The organism is Amycolatopsis sp. NPDC059657 (assembly GCF_042734395.1).
Taxonomy (GTDB): domain Bacteria; phylum Actinomycetota; class Actinomycetes; order Mycobacteriales; family Pseudonocardiaceae; genus Amycolatopsis.
In genome coordinates this window covers 41530-58782 of record NZ_JBHWEB010000043.1, presented here as the reverse complement: position 1 = coordinate 58782, position 17253 = coordinate 41530, and the positions used below count along the sequence as shown (strand labels likewise).

The following is a 17253-nucleotide window of genomic DNA, read 5'->3' as shown; positions in this document are numbered from 1 at the left end:
TCTAACCCTTCTCACTCGCCCGCGAGGGCGGCCTTCACGAGGTCGTCGATGCCCATGTCCGCGATCGCGGCGCCCGGGTCTTGCTTACCGTTGGCGAGTTTCATCAGTGATTCGAGCAGTCCGGATTCCTTGAGCTTCGCCACCGGGATGGCCGCGAGCGTCTGGCGGATGCTCGCCTCTTCGGGGTCGGGCGCGGCTTGCACCGGCACCGCGGAGATACCCGGGGTCAGCTCCTCGAGCAGGAACTTCGCCAGCACCGCGGGCTTCGGGTAGTCGAACATCAACGTCGCCGGAAGCCGCAGCTTCGTCGCCGCCTGGAGCTTGTTCCTGAGCTCGATCGCGGCCAAGGAGTCGAGACCCAGCTCGGTGAAGCCCTTGGAGGTGTCGATGTTCTCCGGCTCGTCGTGCCGGACCGCCGCGACGTGCGTGCGGACCAGATCGAGCACGGCCCGTTCCCGTTCGGCCGCCGCCAGCACCGCGAGGCGCTGGACGAGCGTGCCACCGGCCGGAATGACCACCGGAGCCGCGACCGGAGCCGCCGCGGCGGTGACCGGGATCGGCGCGCTGGCCGCGATACCCGGGCTCAGCTCTTCGAGCAGGAACTTCGCCAAGGTGGCGGGCTTCGGGTAGTCGAACATCAACGTCGCCGGAAGCCGCAGCTTCGTGGCCGCCTGGAGCTTGTTGCGGAGCTCGATCGCGGCCAAGGAATCGAGGCCGAGTTCCGTGAAGCCCTTGGACGTGTCGATGTTCTCCGGCTCGTCATGCCGCACCGCCGCAACGTGAGTGCGGACCAGGTCGAGGACCGCGCGTTCACGCTCGTCCCCGCCCAAAGCCGCGAGCCGCTGTTCGAGCGACCCACCTGCCGGGAGTGCGACCGGCGCCGCCGCCACGGGCACCGGAGTGCTCGCCGCGATGCCGGGGGTCAGCTCTTCCAGCAGGAACTTGGCCAGGCTGACCGGCTTCGGGTAGTCGAACATGAGCGTCGCCGGGAGCCGGAGACCGGTGGCCGTCTGGAGCCGGTTGCGCAGCTCGATGGCGGCCAGCGAGTCGAGACCCAGCTCGGTGAAGCCCTTCGAGGTGTCGATGTTGTCGGGTTCGTCGTGCCGGACGGCCGCGACGTGCGTGCGGACCAGGTCGACCACCGCACGCTCGCGCTCCTCGTCGCTCAGCGCGGCCAGTCGTTGTTCGAGTGAGCCCGCAGGGGCCGCCGGAGCCGCTGCCTGCTGCGGAGCGGCCGTGGAGACCCGCTTGACCGTCGACTTGGCGACGTTGCGGAACAGCGCGGACACCTCGTCGACGACCTCGGCGAGCGCCGCGGTGTCGAGCCGGATCGGGACCAGCACCGCGTCGGCGAGGCTGACCGCCTCGTCGAAGAGCACCAGGCCTTCGGCGGACGAGAGCGCGGGAACACCGTTGCGGGCCAAGCGGGCCAGCACCGCCGGGGTGAGCTTGTCGACCATGCCGCCCGCCGACGACCACAGGTTCCAGACCAGCGAACTGGCGGGCTGGCCGTTCGCCACGCGGTGCTGGGCGAGGCCGTCGAGGAACGCGTTGGCCGCCGCGTAGTTGCCCTGGCCCGCGCTGTCAGTGAGACCGGCGGTCGAGGAGAACAGCACGAACGCCTTGAGGTCCTTGGTCAGCTCGTGCAGGTTCCACGCCGCGTCCACCTTGGGGCGCAACACCTTCTCGACCTGCTCGGGGGTCATCTTGGTGATCACCGAGTCGTCGAGCACACCGGCCGCGTGGATCACGGCGTCGATCGGGTGCTCGGCGACCAGCTTGGCCACCTGGTCGCGGTCGGACACGTCCGCCGCGGCCACCGTCACGTCCACTCCGAGCGCGGACAGTTCGGACTGGAGTTCCTCGGCCCCAGGTGCGTCGAGGCCGCGACGGCTGGTGAGCAGCAGCTTCCGCGCGCCGTGCACGGTCACCAGGTGCTTGGCGAGCAGCGCGCCGAGACCGCTGGTGCCACCCGTGATGAGGATGGTGCCGTCGGCGGTCCACGGCGGGCCGGACTCGGCCTCGGTCGCGGACACGTTGCCCAGGCGCGGGATCTTCATCTCGGAGCCCTTGGCCGAGACGACGATCCGCACGGCCGACTCCGGCTCGTCCTGCGACGCCACCGCGGGCAGGGAGCGTGCCGAGCTTTCGGCCGCGTCGTAGTCGACCAGCAGGAACCGGTCCGGGTTCTCCGCCTGCGCGGCCCGCACCAGGCCCCAGACCGGGGACTGGACGATGTCCACATCGGACCCGTCGACCGAGACCGCGCCTTCGGTCAGCACCAGCAGCCGGGAGTCGGACAGCTTGGGCTCGGCCAGGAAGTCCTGGACCAGCTTCAGCACACCGAACACATTGGACCGGACCGCGGCAGGCACGTCCCCGGCCGCTTGCGGAACCGGGTAGACGACCACCGGCGGAACGGCATCGGCCGCCGCGAGCGCCGCGAAGTCCACATAGGACACCGCGCCGTCGCCGAGCCCGGCGGGAACGTCACCGATGACCGCCCAGCCGTCGGAGCTGGTCTGCATCAGCGCGCCGCCGAGCGGGAGCTGGCTCCAGCCCACGCGGTACATCGACTCGCGCTCGCGGCTGCCGGTCGAGGCCGCCGCCGCCGCCGCGACCCGGTCAGGGGTGACCGCGCGGACGACCAGCGACTCGACCTGCAGCACCGGGTTTCCGCTGGTGTCGAACAGTTCCATCTTCACCGCGTCGGAGCCGACATTGCTGTCGGAGCTGACCCAGTTGATCCGGCAGCGCAGCTTCGCCTTGCCGCCGTCGTAGAGTCCGACGCCGGACCACGAGAACGGGAGCTGCGAAGCGCCGATGTCCTGCGGCTTGCGGCCACCGAGGAAGTCGGTCGCCGACAGGGCGGCGTCCAGCATCGACGGGTGCACGCGGAACTGCGCGGCATGGTCGCGAGCGTCCTCGGGCAGCGCGACCTCGGCGTAGATCTCCTTGCCCTTGGCCCAGATCGCACGCAGGCCGCGGAACATCGGGCCGTAGTGATAGCCCTGGCTGGTCAGGTACTCGTAGACGTCGCTGATGTCGACGACCTCGGACCCGGCGGGCGGCCATTCGCCGAGGTTCGCGACGGCGGGCTTGCCGGTCCGCAGCAGGTTGCCGGACACGTGTCGGGTCCACTGGACGTGCGAAGGCGCGTCCTCGAACCGCGAGTAGATGGCTATCTCGCGCCGGTCCGTCTCGTCGAGCGGGCCGACGGTCACCTGGATTGCCACGCCACCAACCTGCGGCAACGGCATCAGCGCTTCGATGATCAGCTCTTCGACGACCTCGCAGCCGACCTCTTCGGCCGCCCGCAGCGCCAGCTCGACATAGCCGGTACCCGGAAGGAGAACCGTGCCGAGCACGTCGTGGTCGGCGATCCAGGAGTGCGTCTCGATCGACAGGCGGCCGGTGAGGGTGACGCTGTCGCCCTCCGGCGAAGCCACCACCGCCGACAGCAGCGGGTGCTGCGCGGACTGCAGGCCGAGGCTGCCGATGTCGCCGCCGGTCTCCGGCTGGATGTCCAGCCAGAAGTTGCGCTTCTCGAAGACGTACGTCGGCAGTTCGATGCGGCGGGCGTTGCTGCCCTTGAAGAACTGCTGCCACTCCGGGGTGATCCCGGCCGTGTGCAGCTTCGACACCGCCGTCAGCAGCGTCTCGACCTCATCGCGGCCCTTGCGGAGGGTCGGCACCGAGAGCAGCTCGCTGTTGTCGAGCGCGCCCTGTGCCATCGCGGTGAGCACGGCGTCGGGGCCGAGTTCGATGAACCGGGTGACGCCCTGGGCTTCCAGAGTGGCGATGCCGTCAGCGAAACGGACCGCGTCGCGGACGTGGCCGACCCAGTAGTCCGCGGACGCCAGGTGCTCGTCCTTGGCCGCGGCGCCGGTGACGTTCGAGACGATGCTGATCTTCGGCGTGCCGTACGTCAGCGACTCCGCGACCGTACGGAACTCGTCGAGCATCGGCTCCATCAGCGGCGAGTGGAAGGCGTGCGACACCTGCAACCGGGTCGCCTTGCGGCCCTCGGACTTGAAGTGCTCGCCGATCGCCACCGCGGTCTTCTCGTCGCCGGAGACGACCACCGAGGTGGGGCCGTTGATGGCGGCGATGCTGACCGCGTCCGTGAGGTGCGGGGTGACCTGGTCTTCGGTCGCCTGGATGGCGACCATCGCGCCGCCGGTGGGCAGCGCCTGCATCAGACGCCCACGCGCGGCGACCAGCTTGGCGGCGTCCGCCAGCGAGAACACGCCCGCCACATGCGCGGCGGCGAGTTCACCGATGGAGTGGCCGACCAGGACGTCCGGCCGGATGCCCCAGGACTCGAGCGTCCGGAACAGCGCCACCTCGATCGCGAAGAGGCTGGTCTGGGTGTACGCGGTCTGGCTCAGCAGCTCCGCGTCCTCGCCCCACATGACCTGCTTGAGCGGACGGTTGAGGTGCTTGTCCAGCTCCGCGATAACCGCGTCCAGGGCTTCCGCGAAGACCTGGATCGCCTCCGCCAGTGCCTTGCCCATGCCGAGACGCTGCGCGCCCTGGCCGGTGAAGAGGAAGGCGGTGAGGCCCGCGTTGTCGGCGGTGCCCCGGATTTCGAGGGCGTCGAGACCGCTCAGCGCGGCTTCCCTGTCCCCGGCCAGCACGACCGCGCGGTGTTCCAAAGCCGCGCGAGACGTGGCCAGCGAGAAGGCGACATCGGTGAGGTCGGCTTCCGTGCTCTCGATGAAGGCCTTCAACGCCGCTGCCTGCTCCGGCAGCTGCTTGGCCGTCTTGGCCGAGACCACCAGCGGGACGATCGGCGTCGGTGCGACCACCTCGGGACGCTCAGGCTCACTGAACGCGGGCGCCTGCTCCAGAATGATGTGCGCGTTCGTGCCGGAGAGGCCGAACGACGACACCGCGCCGCGACGCGGGTGGCCGTTCTCCTTCCACTCACGGGCTTCCGTGAGCAGCTTGACCGCACCGGCGGTCCAGTCGACGTTCGGCGACGGCTGGTCGACGTGCAGTGTCTTCGGCATCATGCCGTTGCGGATGGCCATGACCATCTTGATGACGCCGGAGACACCGGCGGCGGCCTGCGCGTGCCCGATGTTCGACTTGATCGAACCTAGCCACAGTGGACGGTCCTCGGGACGGCCTTGTCCATACGTGGCCAGCAGAGCCTGCGCCTCGATCGGGTCGCCGAGTCGCGTGCCGGTGCCGTGGCCCTCGACGAGGTCGACGTCCGCATAGGACAGTCCGGCCTGCGCGAGCGCCCGCTGGATGACTCGCTGCTGCGAGGGCCCGTTGGGCGCGGTGAGGCCGTTGGACGCACCGTCCTGGTTGATCGCGGACGAGCGGATCACCGCGAGCACCGGGTGCCCGTTGGCCTGCGCGTCGGACAGCCGCTCGATGAGCAGCAGGCCGACACCCTCTGACCAGCCCGTGCCGTCGGCGGCACCGGCGAACGCCTTGCAGCGGCCGTCGGCGGCGAGGCCGCGCTGCTGCGAGAAGTCGACGAAGATCTCCGGGGTCGGCATGACCGTCACACCACCGGCGAGCGCCATCCCGACTTCACCGGACCGCAGCGCCTGGACCGCCATGTGCAGGGCCACCAAGGAACTGGAGCACGCGGTGTCCACCGTGACCGCGGGTCCTTCGAGGCCGAGGCTGTAAGCGACGCGGCCGGACGCGATGCTGCCCGCGCTGCCGTTGCCGAGGTAGGCCTGCAGATCCTCCGGCACCTGGCCGGGACGGCTGCCGTAGTCGTGGTACATGACGCCCGCGTAGACGCCGGTCTGGCTGCCGCGCATGGTCGTCGGGTCGATGCCCGCGCGCTCGAACGCCTCCCACGCGGACTGCAGGAGCAAGCGCTGCTGCGGGTCCATGGCGAGTGCCTCACGCGGCATGATGCCGAAGAACTCGGGATCGAATTCCGTGGCGTCGTGCAGGAAGCAGCCTTCGATGGCGTAAGTCTTGCCCGGCGTGCCCGGCTCGGGGTCGTAGATCGCCTGCGCGTCCCAGCCACGACCGGCCGGGAACGGGGTGACCGCGTCGCGGCCCTCGGCGACCAGGTTCCAGAGGTCCTCGGCCGACTGGACGCCGCCGGGGAAGCGGCAGCTGATGCCGACGATCGCGATGGGCTCGTCGTCGGAAACCGCTGTCGTGGTGAAGGTCTTCGGCGTGGCGGCCTGCGCACCACCGAGCTTTTCCTTGACGAACTCGGCAACGATCTTGGACGTCGGGTAGTCGAAGACAAGCGTGGCCGGGAGCTTGAGCCCGGTCGCGCCGTTGAGGGCGTTGCGGAGTTCAACGGCGGCGAGCGAGTCGAAGCCGAGTTCCTTGAACGCCTTGTCCGGTGCGACGGCCTCGGCGCCGGAGTGCCCGAGCACCGCGGAGACGTGCGTGCGGACCAGGTCCAGGAGCACCTTGTCGGCTTCCGCCTCGGACAGCCCGGCGAGGCGCCGCACGAGTGCGTTGGTGTTGCCGGACCCGGCGGTGGCCGCCGCGCGACGGGCCGTACCACCGCGGACGAGACCCCTGAGCAGCGCCGGGATTTCGTCGGTGCGAGCCTTCAACGCCGCACCGTCGACCCGGATCGGGACGAGGCAGGCCTCGTCGGCGGAGAGCGCCGCGTCGAAGAGCGCGAGGCCCTCTTCGACGGTCAGCGCGGGCAGGCCGAGACGGTTCATGCGGTCCAGGTCGGAGGCCTGGATGTCGCCGAGTCCGGTGTTGACCGCCCACATGCCGAACGCGAGCGCCGACGCGGGCAGGCCCGCGGCCTGGCGGTTCGCGGCGAGCGCGTCGAGGAAGACGTTCGCCGCGGCGTAGTTGGCCTGCCCGGACGGCAGCACCAGGCCGCCGGCGGAGGAGAACAACACGAACGCGGTGAGCGGCCGGTCCTTGGTCAGCTCGTGCAGGTACCAGGCGGCGTCGACCTTCGGGAGCAGGACGCTGTCGACGCGCTCGGGGGTGAGCGTGCCGATCAGGCCGTTGTCCGCCACACCGGCCGCGTGCACCACGCCCGTCAGGTCGGGGATTCCACTGAGGACAGTCGACAAAGCGGCCTTGTCGGTGACGTCCGCGGCGACGACGTCGACGCTGGCGCCGAGTCCGGTCAACTCGTCCTTGAGGCCCTGTGCTGCCGGAGCGTCGAGACCACGGCGGCTGGTGAGGACGAGTTTCCGGACGCCCTGGGTGGTGACCAGGTGCTTGGCGACGATCGCGCCGAGGCCGCTGGTGCCACCGGTGATGAGCACGGTTCCTTCGCCGCTCCACGGCTCTTCGTCCACAGTGGACGGGGAAACCTTGGCGAGGCGCGGAACCAGCATTTCGCCGTCACGCAGTGCGAGTTCGGGCTCGCCGCTGGTGGCGGCAGCGGCGAGAGCCTGGTGGGACGCGGCCGAGTCGTCGGCGTCGACCAGCACGAAGCGGTCCGGGTTCTCCGCCTGCGCGGCCCGCACGAGACCCCAGACCGGGGCCTGGCTGAGGTCGGACGCGGTGCCGTCGACGGCGACCGCGCCATGCGTGACGATGACCAGCTTGGAGTTGGCGAAGCGGTCCTCGGCCAGCCAGCGCTGCACGACGTCGAGGACGCTGCGGGTCACCGAGCGGGCGCCGGTGGGCAGGTCGCCCGCGGCCGAAGCCGTCGAGAACAGCACCAGCGCGGGGACTTCCGCTGAGGCGTCGACGACCTCGTTGAGCGAGACCAGGTCTGGGAAGCCGCTGGAAGCGGGCTTGGCGACCGGGTTCCAGACGATCCGGTAGAGCGACTGGTCGCCGGATTTGGCGGTGTCCAGCTGCTCGGCCGAGACCGGGCGGGACACGAGCGATTCGACCGTCGCGACCGGCTGGCCGGTCGAGTCGGCAACGAAGATGCTCGACACCTCGTCGCCGCGCACGCGTCGCAAGTGGACACGCAGGCTGGACGCGCCCGCCGCGTGGAGCGAGATTCCGTTCCACACGAAGGGAAGCAGCGTCTCCTCGGAGGTCAAGCCGCCGTTCGCGTCGAAGAGGTCCGCGTGCATCGCGGAGTCCAGCAGCGCGGGGTGGAGGCCGAAGCGAGCCGCCTCGGCCCAAGAGCCCTCGGGCAGGACGACCTCGGCGAAGACGTCCTCACCGCGACGCCAAGCCGCCTTGAGGTTCTGGAAGACCGGGCCGTAGCCGTAGCCGCGGCCGATGAGCCGGGCGTACGGGTCTTCGAGCGGCACCGGAGTGGCACCGCGAGGCGGCCATTCGGTGAGGTCGAAGCCAGGCTCGTCCGCGTTCGGGGAGACCGAACCCGTGGCGTGCCTGGTCCAAGAACCCTCGCTGTTCTCGGCGCGGGTGTAGAAGGCGATCGGGCGGGTACCGGCCGCGTCGGCCGCACCGACGACCACCTGCAGTGCCAAAGCGGTGCCCGGCGGGAGGATCAGCGGGGCTTCGAGTGCGATCTCGTCGACCTTGCCGCAGCCGACCTGGTCGGCCGCGCGGATGGCGAGTTCGACGAACCCGGTGCCCGGGAGCAGGAGATTGCCGAGGACGTCGTGGTCGGCGATCCAGGCCTGGGTGCCGATGGAGACGCGCCCGGTGAGCACGACTCCCCCGTCCTCGGGCGAGACGACCGCCGCCGACAGCAGCGGGTGGTCGACGGTTTCGAGACCGGCCGAGGTGACGTCGCCCGAACCAGCGGCGGCGTCGAGCCAGTAGCGCCTGCGCTGGAAGGCGTAGGTCGGCAGCTCGACAAAGGTCGGCGAGGCGCCGAAGAACTTGGTCCAGTCGACCTCGATGCCGCGGGCGTAGGCCTTGCCGAGCGCGCCGAGCAGCTCGCGCTCCTCGTCACGGTCACGGCGCAGCACCGGGATAAAGCCTGCTTTATCCGCGCTTTCCTGGCCCATCGCGGCGAGGACCGCGTCGGGGCCGAGCTCGACGAAGGTGGTGACGTTGCGGCCTGCCAGGTACTTGATGCCGTCGGCGAAGCGGACCGCGTCGCGGACGTGGGTGACCCAGTATTCGGCGTTGGTGACGTCGCCGAGCTCGCCGGTGACGTTGGAGACGACCGGGATCTTGGGTGCGTTGTAGGTGAGGCTTGAAGCGACCTCGCGGAACTCGTCCAGCATCGGGTCCATCTGCGCCGAGTGGAACGCGTGGCTGACCTTGAGACGCGTGGTCTTGCGGCCTTGCGACTCGAAGCGCGCCTTGAGTTCGAGCGCGACGCCCTCGTCACCGGAGACGACCACCGAGCGCGGGCCGTTGATGGCCGCGATGCCGATCGCGTCGGTGAGGAACGGCGTGACCTCTTCCTCGGTGGCCTGCAGGGCGACCATGGCACCGCCGGTGGGCAGCGCGCCCATGAGGCGCCCGCGTGCCGCGACCAGCTTGGCCGCGTCCTCAAGGGACAGAACGCCCGCGACGTGCGCGGCGGCCAGCTCACCGATCGAGTGCCCTGCGACGAAGTCGGGCTTGACGCCCCACGACTCGACGAGGCGGTAGAGCGCGACCTCGATGGCGAACAAAGACGTTTGCGTGTAAGCGGTCTGGCTGAGCAGGTCGGCGTCGGAGCCCCAGACCACGTTCTTGAGCGGCTGGTCGAGGTGTTTGTCGATCTCCGCGACCACGGTGTCGAAGGCCTGGGCGAACGCCGGGAACCGCTCGGCGAGCGCCTGGCCCATGCCGAGACGCTGGGCGCCCTGGCCGGTGAAGAGGAACGCGAGCTTGCCGTCACGGACCGAGTCGACGATGCCGCCCGTGCCATCGGCGATGACTTCGAGGCCGCGCAACAGTTCTTCGCGGTCAGCGCCGATGACGACCGCGCGGTGGTCGAGCGACGCACGCGTGGTGGCCAGCGAGCGGCCGATGGCGACAAGATCGTCCGCATCCTCCACAAAGGACTGGAGGCGGGCGGCCTGACCCTGCAAGGCTTGCGCCGTCTTACCCGAGATCACCCACGGCACCAAGCCGGAGTCCGGCTCGGGGTTCGCCGGAGCCGGAGCGTCCGGGGCCTGTTCGATGATCACGTGCGCGTTGGTCCCGCTGATACCGAACGACGAGACACCCGCGCGGCGCGCGTGCCCGTTGTCCGGCCAGTCGATCGCCTCGGTGAGCAGCTCGACCGCGCCCGCTTCCCAGTCCACATTGGGCGAAGGGGCGTCGACGTGCAGCGTCTTCGGCAGCACGCCGTGTTCCATGGCCTTGACCATCTTGATGATGCCCGCGACACCGGCGGCGGCCTGGGTGTGGCCGAGGTTCGACTTGATCGAGCCCAGCAGCAGTGGGGTTCCGCTGGCGGGACGCTCCTGGCCGTAGGTGTTGATCAGGGCCTGCGCCTCGATCGGGTCACCCAGAGTGGTGCCGGTGCCGTGAGCCTCGACCGTGTCGATGTCGGCGGCCGAAAGTCCGGCGCTGGCCAGTGCCTTCTCGATCACGCGCTGCTGGGACGGGCCGTTCGGGGCGGTGAGGCCGTTGGACGCACCGTCCTGGTTGACCGCGGAACCGCGCACCACGGCGAGGATCTTGCGGCCGTTCTTGCGAGCGTCGGAGAGGCGCTCGAGCACGAGCATGCCGGAGCCCTCACCCCAGCCTGTGCCGTCGGCCGCCGCGGCGAACGACTTGCACCGGCCGTCGGTGGCGAGGCCACCCTGGCGGTTCATGTCGATGAAGGTGTCCGGAGTGGACATGACGGTGACACCACCGGCGAGCGCCAGCCCGCATTCCCCTTGCCGCAGCGCCTGGATCGCCCAGTGCAGCGCGACCAAGGAGCTTGAGCAAGCCGTGTCGACGGTGACCGCCGGGCCTTCCAGACCGAGTACATAGGACACCCGGCCGGAGACCACGCTCGCGAGCGAGCCGTTGCCGAGGTAGCCCGCGATCTCTTCGGACACCTCGCCGAGGCGGGTTCCCCAGTCGTGGTACATGACACCGGCGAAGACACCGGTGTTGCTGCCACGCATCGACTGCGGGTCGATACCGGCCCGCTCGAACGCCTCCCAGGAGGTCTCCAGCAGCAGGCGCTGCTGCGGATCCATCGCCTGGGCCTCGCGCGGGCTGATGCCCCAGAACTCGGGGTCGAATTCCGCCGCGTCGTAAAGGAAACCACCCTCGCGGGTGCTGGACTTGCCACCCTTGCCCGGCTCGGGGTCGTAGAGGGACTCGACGTCCCAGCCACGGTCGTTCGGGAACAGGTTGACGCCATCGGCGCCCGCCGCGACCAGGTCCCACAGCTGCTCGGGTGAGGTGATGTCACCGGGGTAACGGCACGCCATGCCGACGATCGCGATGGGCTCGTCGGTGACGACGGCGACCTTCGGCTTCTTGGGCTTGGGCGCCGATTCCGAGGAAGACACCGCGGACACCTTGGAGCCGATGTGCTTGGCCAAGGCGCGCGGGGTCGGGTAGTCGAAGATGAGCGTGGCCGTGAGCCGCAGGCCGGTCGCCGAGTTGAGGCGGTTGCGCAGTTCGACCGCGGCGAGCGAGTCGAAACCGATGTCGGTGAACGCGCGGTTGGCGTCGATCGCGTCGGCGCTGTCGTGGCCGAGCGTCCCTGCCACCTGCGCGGTGACCAGTTCGAGGATCGCGCCTTCCCTGTCCGCATCGGACAGCCCGGAAAGCTGGGCTGCCAAGGAAACCTCGACAGACACCGGCCCACTGCCCGCGGAGGCTGCGGTGCGGCGGACCGGTGTCCTGACGAGCCCGCGGAGCAGTGCGGGCAAGTCCTTACGGGCGGCCAACGCCTTCGCGTCGACCCGAACCGGCACCACGTTGGCTTCTTCGCCGGTCAGCGCGCGGTCGAAGAGACTCAAACTGTCGGCCGGGTACAGCGGGTCGAGACCCAGGCGGCGGATCCGCCCGAGCGCGGCCTCGTCGAGGTCCGCGCCCATGCCGGCGTCACCGGCCCACAGGCCCCACGCGAGCGCGGTGGCGGGCAGGCCAGCGGCCCGCCGGTGCTGGGCGAGCGCGTCGAGGAAGACGTTCGCCGCCGCGTAGTTGCCCTGTCCGGCTCCGTCGAGGATGCCGGCAGTCGAGGAGTAGACCGCGAAGACCTCGAGCGCGCGGTCCTTGGTGAGTTCGTGCAGGTGCCAGGCGGCGTCGACCTTCGGCCGCAGCACGTGGTCGACGCGGTCTTCGGTGAGCGAGCCGACCAGGCAGTCGGCCAGCGTGCCCGCGGTGTGGACCACGCCGGTGAGCGGGTGGTCGGCCGGGACCGAGGCCAGCAGCCCGGTGAGCGCGGCGCGGTCGGCCACGTCGCACGCGGCGATCGTGACCTCGGCGCCCAGCTCGCCGAGCTCGGCCTTCAACTCCGTGGCACCGGGTGCATCGGCGCCGCGGCGACTGGTGAGCAGGAGGTGACGCACCCCGTGCTCGGTGACGAGGTGACGGGCGAGCAGCGCGCCGAGCCCGCCGGTGCCGCCCGTGACCAGCACGGTTCCGGCACCCGCCCATGGCCTGCCTGCGTCCGGGGTGGGGATGGCGGTCAGGCGCGGAACGAGGAGTTCTCCGTTGCGCAGCGCCAATTCCGGCTCGCCGGTGGCGAGCGCGGCGCTGTACGGGCCAGGGCCGTCGACCAGCACGAAGCGGTCGGGGTTCTCGGCCTGCGCGGCGCGGACGAGGCCCCAGACGGGGGCCTGGGTCAGCTCGGCGGGCGTGCCGTCCGTCGACACAGCTCCATTGGTGGCGACGACGAGCTTGGAACCCGCGAAACGCTCATCGGAAAGCCAAGTCTGGAGGATCCCGACGACCTTGTTGGTGACCGTGCGAACCGCTTCGGGGATGTCACCCTGGACAGGCTCGACGTTGACGAGGACGTACTCGGGGACCTCGTCACCCAGTGCTTCGAAGGCTGTGGGTTCTTCGGTGGCTTCGCCGAGTGCGAGCGGGGTCCACTGGACCTGGTAGAGCGAGTCCTTGTTCCCGGCCTGCGCGGCCGCGAGCTGCTCGGCCGAAACCTCGCGCAGGAGGAAACGCTCGATGGTCGCGACGGGCGCGCCCGTGGCGTCGGCGATGTGCAGCGACACCGCGTCCTTGCCGGTGTGCTCGATCTTGACGCGCAGTGAGGCGGCGCCGACCGAGTGCAGCGCGACGCCGTTCCACGCGAACGGGAGCCGGGTTTCGTCGGAAACCGGTTCGGGGGAGGCGAAATCGGTCGCGTGCAGCACCGCGTCGAGCAGCGCCGGGTGCAGGCCGAAGTTGGCGGCGTCGTTCTTGACCGAGTCCGGCAGCGCGACCTCGGCGTAGACCACGCCGTCGGCCTTCCACGCGGCCTTGAGGCCCTGGAAGGTCGCGCCGTAGCCGTAACCCTGGTTGGTGATGTCGGCGTAGAGAGTCGAGATGTCGATCTTCTCGCCACCGGCGGGCGGCCATTCGGCGAGGCCGAAGGCCGGTGCGGGGGCACCGCTGGTGAGCACACCGCTGGCGTGACGCACCCAAGGCGCGTCGAGCGGGGCGTCCTCGCCACGCGAGTAGAAGTCGACGCTGCGGCGGTTGGTCGAGTCGGCGTCGCCGACGACGACCTGCAGCGCGAGGCCACCGTTGTCCGGCAGGACCATCGGAGCTTCGAGGGTGAGTTCCTCAAGCAGATCGCAGCCGACGTGGTCACCGGCGCGGACGGCGAGTTCGACATACGCGGTGCCCGGGAGCAGCGGGACACCGGAGATGACGTGATCGCCGAGCCACGGCTGGGCGCGCAGCGAGACGCGGCCGGTGAGCACGACGCCGTCGTTGCCAGCGAGGCCGACGACCGCGCCGAGCAGCGGGTGCTGCGCGGCCAGTAGTCCCAGGCTGGACGCGTCGCCGCCGGATTCCGGCTTCTCCAGCCAGAAACGCTTGCGCTGGAAGGCATAGGTGGGCAGCGTGATCTTGCGGCCGCCCGAGTTCTTGAGGAACGCGGACCAGTCGACCTTGACGCCGTTCGCGTGGATCTGGGCGAGCGCGCCGAGGAGTTCGGGGTTCTCCTCGCGGTTGCGGCGCAGGGTGGCGACGAACTTGATGGCGGAGTCGCTGACGCACTCCTGGCCCATCGCGGCGAGCACGGCGTCGGGGCCGAGTTCGACGAACGTGGTGGCGCCCTGCTCCTCGAGCCAGGCGATGCCGTCGCGGAAGCGGACCGCGCCGCGCACGTGCTGGACCCAGTAGTCCGGCGAGCAGAGCTCTTCGGCGGTGGCGAGGCGTCCGGTCACATTGGACACGACCGGGATCTTCGGCGCGTTGTACTTGAGGATACGGGCGACCTTGTAGAACTCGGCGAGCATCGGCTCCATCAGCGGCGAGTGGAAAGCGTGGCTCACCCGCAGCTGCTTGGTCTTGCGGCCGTCCGCCTGGAAGCGGCCGGTGATCTCCATGACCGTGTTGTGGTCACCGGAGATGACGACCGAGTTCGGGCCGTTGATCGCGGCGATGCTGACCTTGTCCTCGTGACCGTTCAGCCAGGGCAGTACTTCTTCTTCCGACGCCTGCAGCGCGACCATGGCCCCACCGGTCGGCAGTTCCTGCATGAGACGGCCGCGCGCGGCGACCAGCGTCGCGGCGTCGTCGAGGCTGAGCACGCCCGCGACGTGCGCGGCGGCCAGCTCACCGATCGAGTGCCCGGCGAGGTAATCCGGCTTGACGCCCCAGGATTCGAGCAGGCGGTAGAGCGCGACCTCGATCGCGAACAACGCCGACTGCGCGTACATGGTCTGGTTGATCAGCTCGCCCTCTGGCAGGTCCTCTTCGGCGAAGACGACGTCCCACAGGGAAACTTCGAGCTGGAGGTCGAGGTAGCCGACGGCGTTCTCGAAGGCCTTGGCGAACACGGGGTACTTGTCGATGAGTTCCTTGCCCATGGCGAGGCGCTGGGAGCCCTGGCCGGTGAACAGGAACGCGGTGCGTCCGCCGATGGCGGCGCCGACATGGACACCCGGGGTCTTCTTCTTGTCTTCCGCGACCGCGCGCAGGCCCTTGACGAAGTCCTCTGTGGACTCCGCGAGGATGACCGCGCGGTTGGTCAGCGTCGCGCGGGTGTGCGTGAGCGAGTAGGCGTAGTCGGCGATGTTCGCGTCCGGGTTCGCGTCCACAAAGGACACGAGACGTTCGGCTTGCGCGCGCAGCGCCTGCTCGGTCTTGCCGGAGACGACGAGCGGGGTGAGCGCGGCAGGCGCTTCGGAGTGCTCGACCTCTTCGACCGCGGGCGGCTCTTCGAGGATGGCGTGCGCGTTGGTGCCGCTGATGCCGAACGAGGAAATACCGGCGCGGCGCGGGCGGCCGTTCGGCTCCCAGGCGACCGGCTCAGTGAGCAGCTTGACGTCACCGACCGACCAGTCGACGTTCGGCGTCGGCGCGTCGATGTTGAGCGACTTCGGCATCCGGCCGTGCTTCATCGCCATGATCATCTTGATCATGCTGGCAACGCCACCGGCGGCCTGGGTGTGGCCGAGGTTGGGCTTGCTCGAGCCGAGCCAGAGCGGGTGGCCCTCCGAGCGGCCCTTGCCGTAGGTGGCGAGGATGGCCTGCGCCTCGATCGGGTCACCGAGCTTGGTGCCGGTGCCGTGCGCGTCGACCACGTCGACGTCGTCGGAGGTGTACCCGGCGACCGCGAGCGCCTGGCGGATCAGCCGCTGCTGCGAGGTGCCGCTGGGCGCGGTGAGGCCGTTGGACGCGCCGTCCTGGTTGACCGCGGTCGACCGCACGATGGCGAGCACGTTGTGCCCGTTCGCGACGGCGTCGGACAGCCGCTCGACGACGAGAAGGCCGATGCCCTCGGAGAACCCGGTGCCATCGGCCGCGGCCGCGAAGGCCTTGACGTGTCCGTCGGGCGCTAGGCCGCGCTGGCGGCTGAAGCTGGTGAAGATGCCGGGGCTGCCCATGACGCAGACACCACCGACAAGCGCCAGCTGCGTCTCGCCGCGCCGGAGCGCCTGGCTCGCGAGGTGGAGGGAGACGATCGCGCCGGAGCACGCGGTGTCGACGGTGACCGCGGGGCCTTCGAAACCGAAGACGTACGCGACACGGCCGGAGGTGACACTGGGGGCGGTACCGGTCATCAGGTAGGCGTCAAGGCCCTCAGGGGCTTCGTGAACCCTTACCCCGTACTCGTGCACCTCGGCGCCGACGTAGACAGACGCCTGAGTGCCCTTGAGAGTCGTCGGGTCGATGCCGGCGTGTTCGAGTGCTTCCCAAGCCGCTTCGAGCGTCACGCGCTGCTGGGGGTCCATGGCGACGGCTTCCTTCGGGCTGATGCCGAAGAAGTCCGCGTCGAAGTCGGGGGCGTCGGGCAGGAAGCCCCCCTTGGTGACATAGCTCTTGCCCGGTTCCTCCGGGTTCTCGTCGAACATCGTGTCGAGCGCCCAGCCGCGGTTGTCCGGGAACTCGCCGAGGACTTCGCGCCCCTCGTCGACCAGCCGCCACAGGTCGTCGGCGTTGAGCACTCCACCGGGGAACTTGCAGGAGATACCGACGATGGCGATCGGCTCGTCGTCCGCGTACGAGGCGATCTGCTGCGTGGCGACGGCGTCCTCTGGCGCGAGCCCGAGCACCTCGGTCCGCACGTAGGCGGCGAGCGAGGCCGCGGTCGTGTAGTCGAAGACGACGGTCGGCGGCAACGCCAGCCCGGTCGCGGTGTTCAGCCGCTGGTGCAGGTCGACGAGAGCGAGCGAGTCGAGCCCGATGTCGCGGAACGCGCGTTCGGCGTCGACGATGGTCTTGCTGTCCGGCCTGATCTTCCTCAGGGCGTCCGTGGCCTGCTTGACCACCAGATCGATCAGCAACCGGAGCTGCTCCGACGTCGGCAGCGCCTCCAAACGGCGCACCAGCGCCTTCTTGTCCGGCTGTTGTACGGCGTCAGAAACCACGTTGCCGGGCTCGCTCATCTACGCACTCCACGCTAGAAACCGTTCTTGCGGACAGGAATCGGCCTTCGCCAGTAGGGCGTGTTTCTCGGATGGGGTGCGTGAGAGTCGTGATCCAGGTGGTTCCTGGTGGTGCCGCGGCATCGCCCTCGTACCGGGTTGTACTCGGGTGATACCGCGGTGCCGCCAGGGGCCACCTGGGCGCGGCTATCGCGTGCCCGATCCGAGAAACACGCCCTAACGGCACCGTACGGCCGAAAAAGAACCCAGCCACACCCCTACCGCCCCCTAAGCGACCACCCAAAAACCAGGGCGGACCAGCGGGGCTGACGGCAGGCGCCGGATCTTGCTTCCTGTACGTACAAACGTCTAGCGCTTCATGATCATGGAGGCGGGGCCCGGGCTTTGGGGCTCGCGCGGCTCTCCTGTGTGAAGGGAGCCTTCACCAAGCTGGATTGTGTGAAGGCTCCCTTCACAAGGT

1 protein-coding gene is annotated in these 17253 nt (G+C 69.7%); it reads right to left on the bottom strand.

The window, feature by feature from the left end; all coding sequences use genetic code 11:
* Window positions 1–11 precede the first annotated feature (11 nt).
* Complete coding sequence (locus ACFV15_RS23445; RefSeq protein WP_378352704.1) at window positions 12–16793, bottom strand: SDR family NAD(P)-dependent oxidoreductase; 16782 nt, start codon at window positions 16791–16793, stop codon at window positions 12–14.
* Window positions 16794–17253: the final 460 nt, after the last annotated feature.

Coding starts and splice junctions, on each gene's coding strand:
- ACFV15_RS23445 (WP_378352704.1), bottom strand. CDS start 16,793: ATGAGCGAGCCCGGCAACGTGGTTTCTGACGCCGTACAACAGCCGGAC.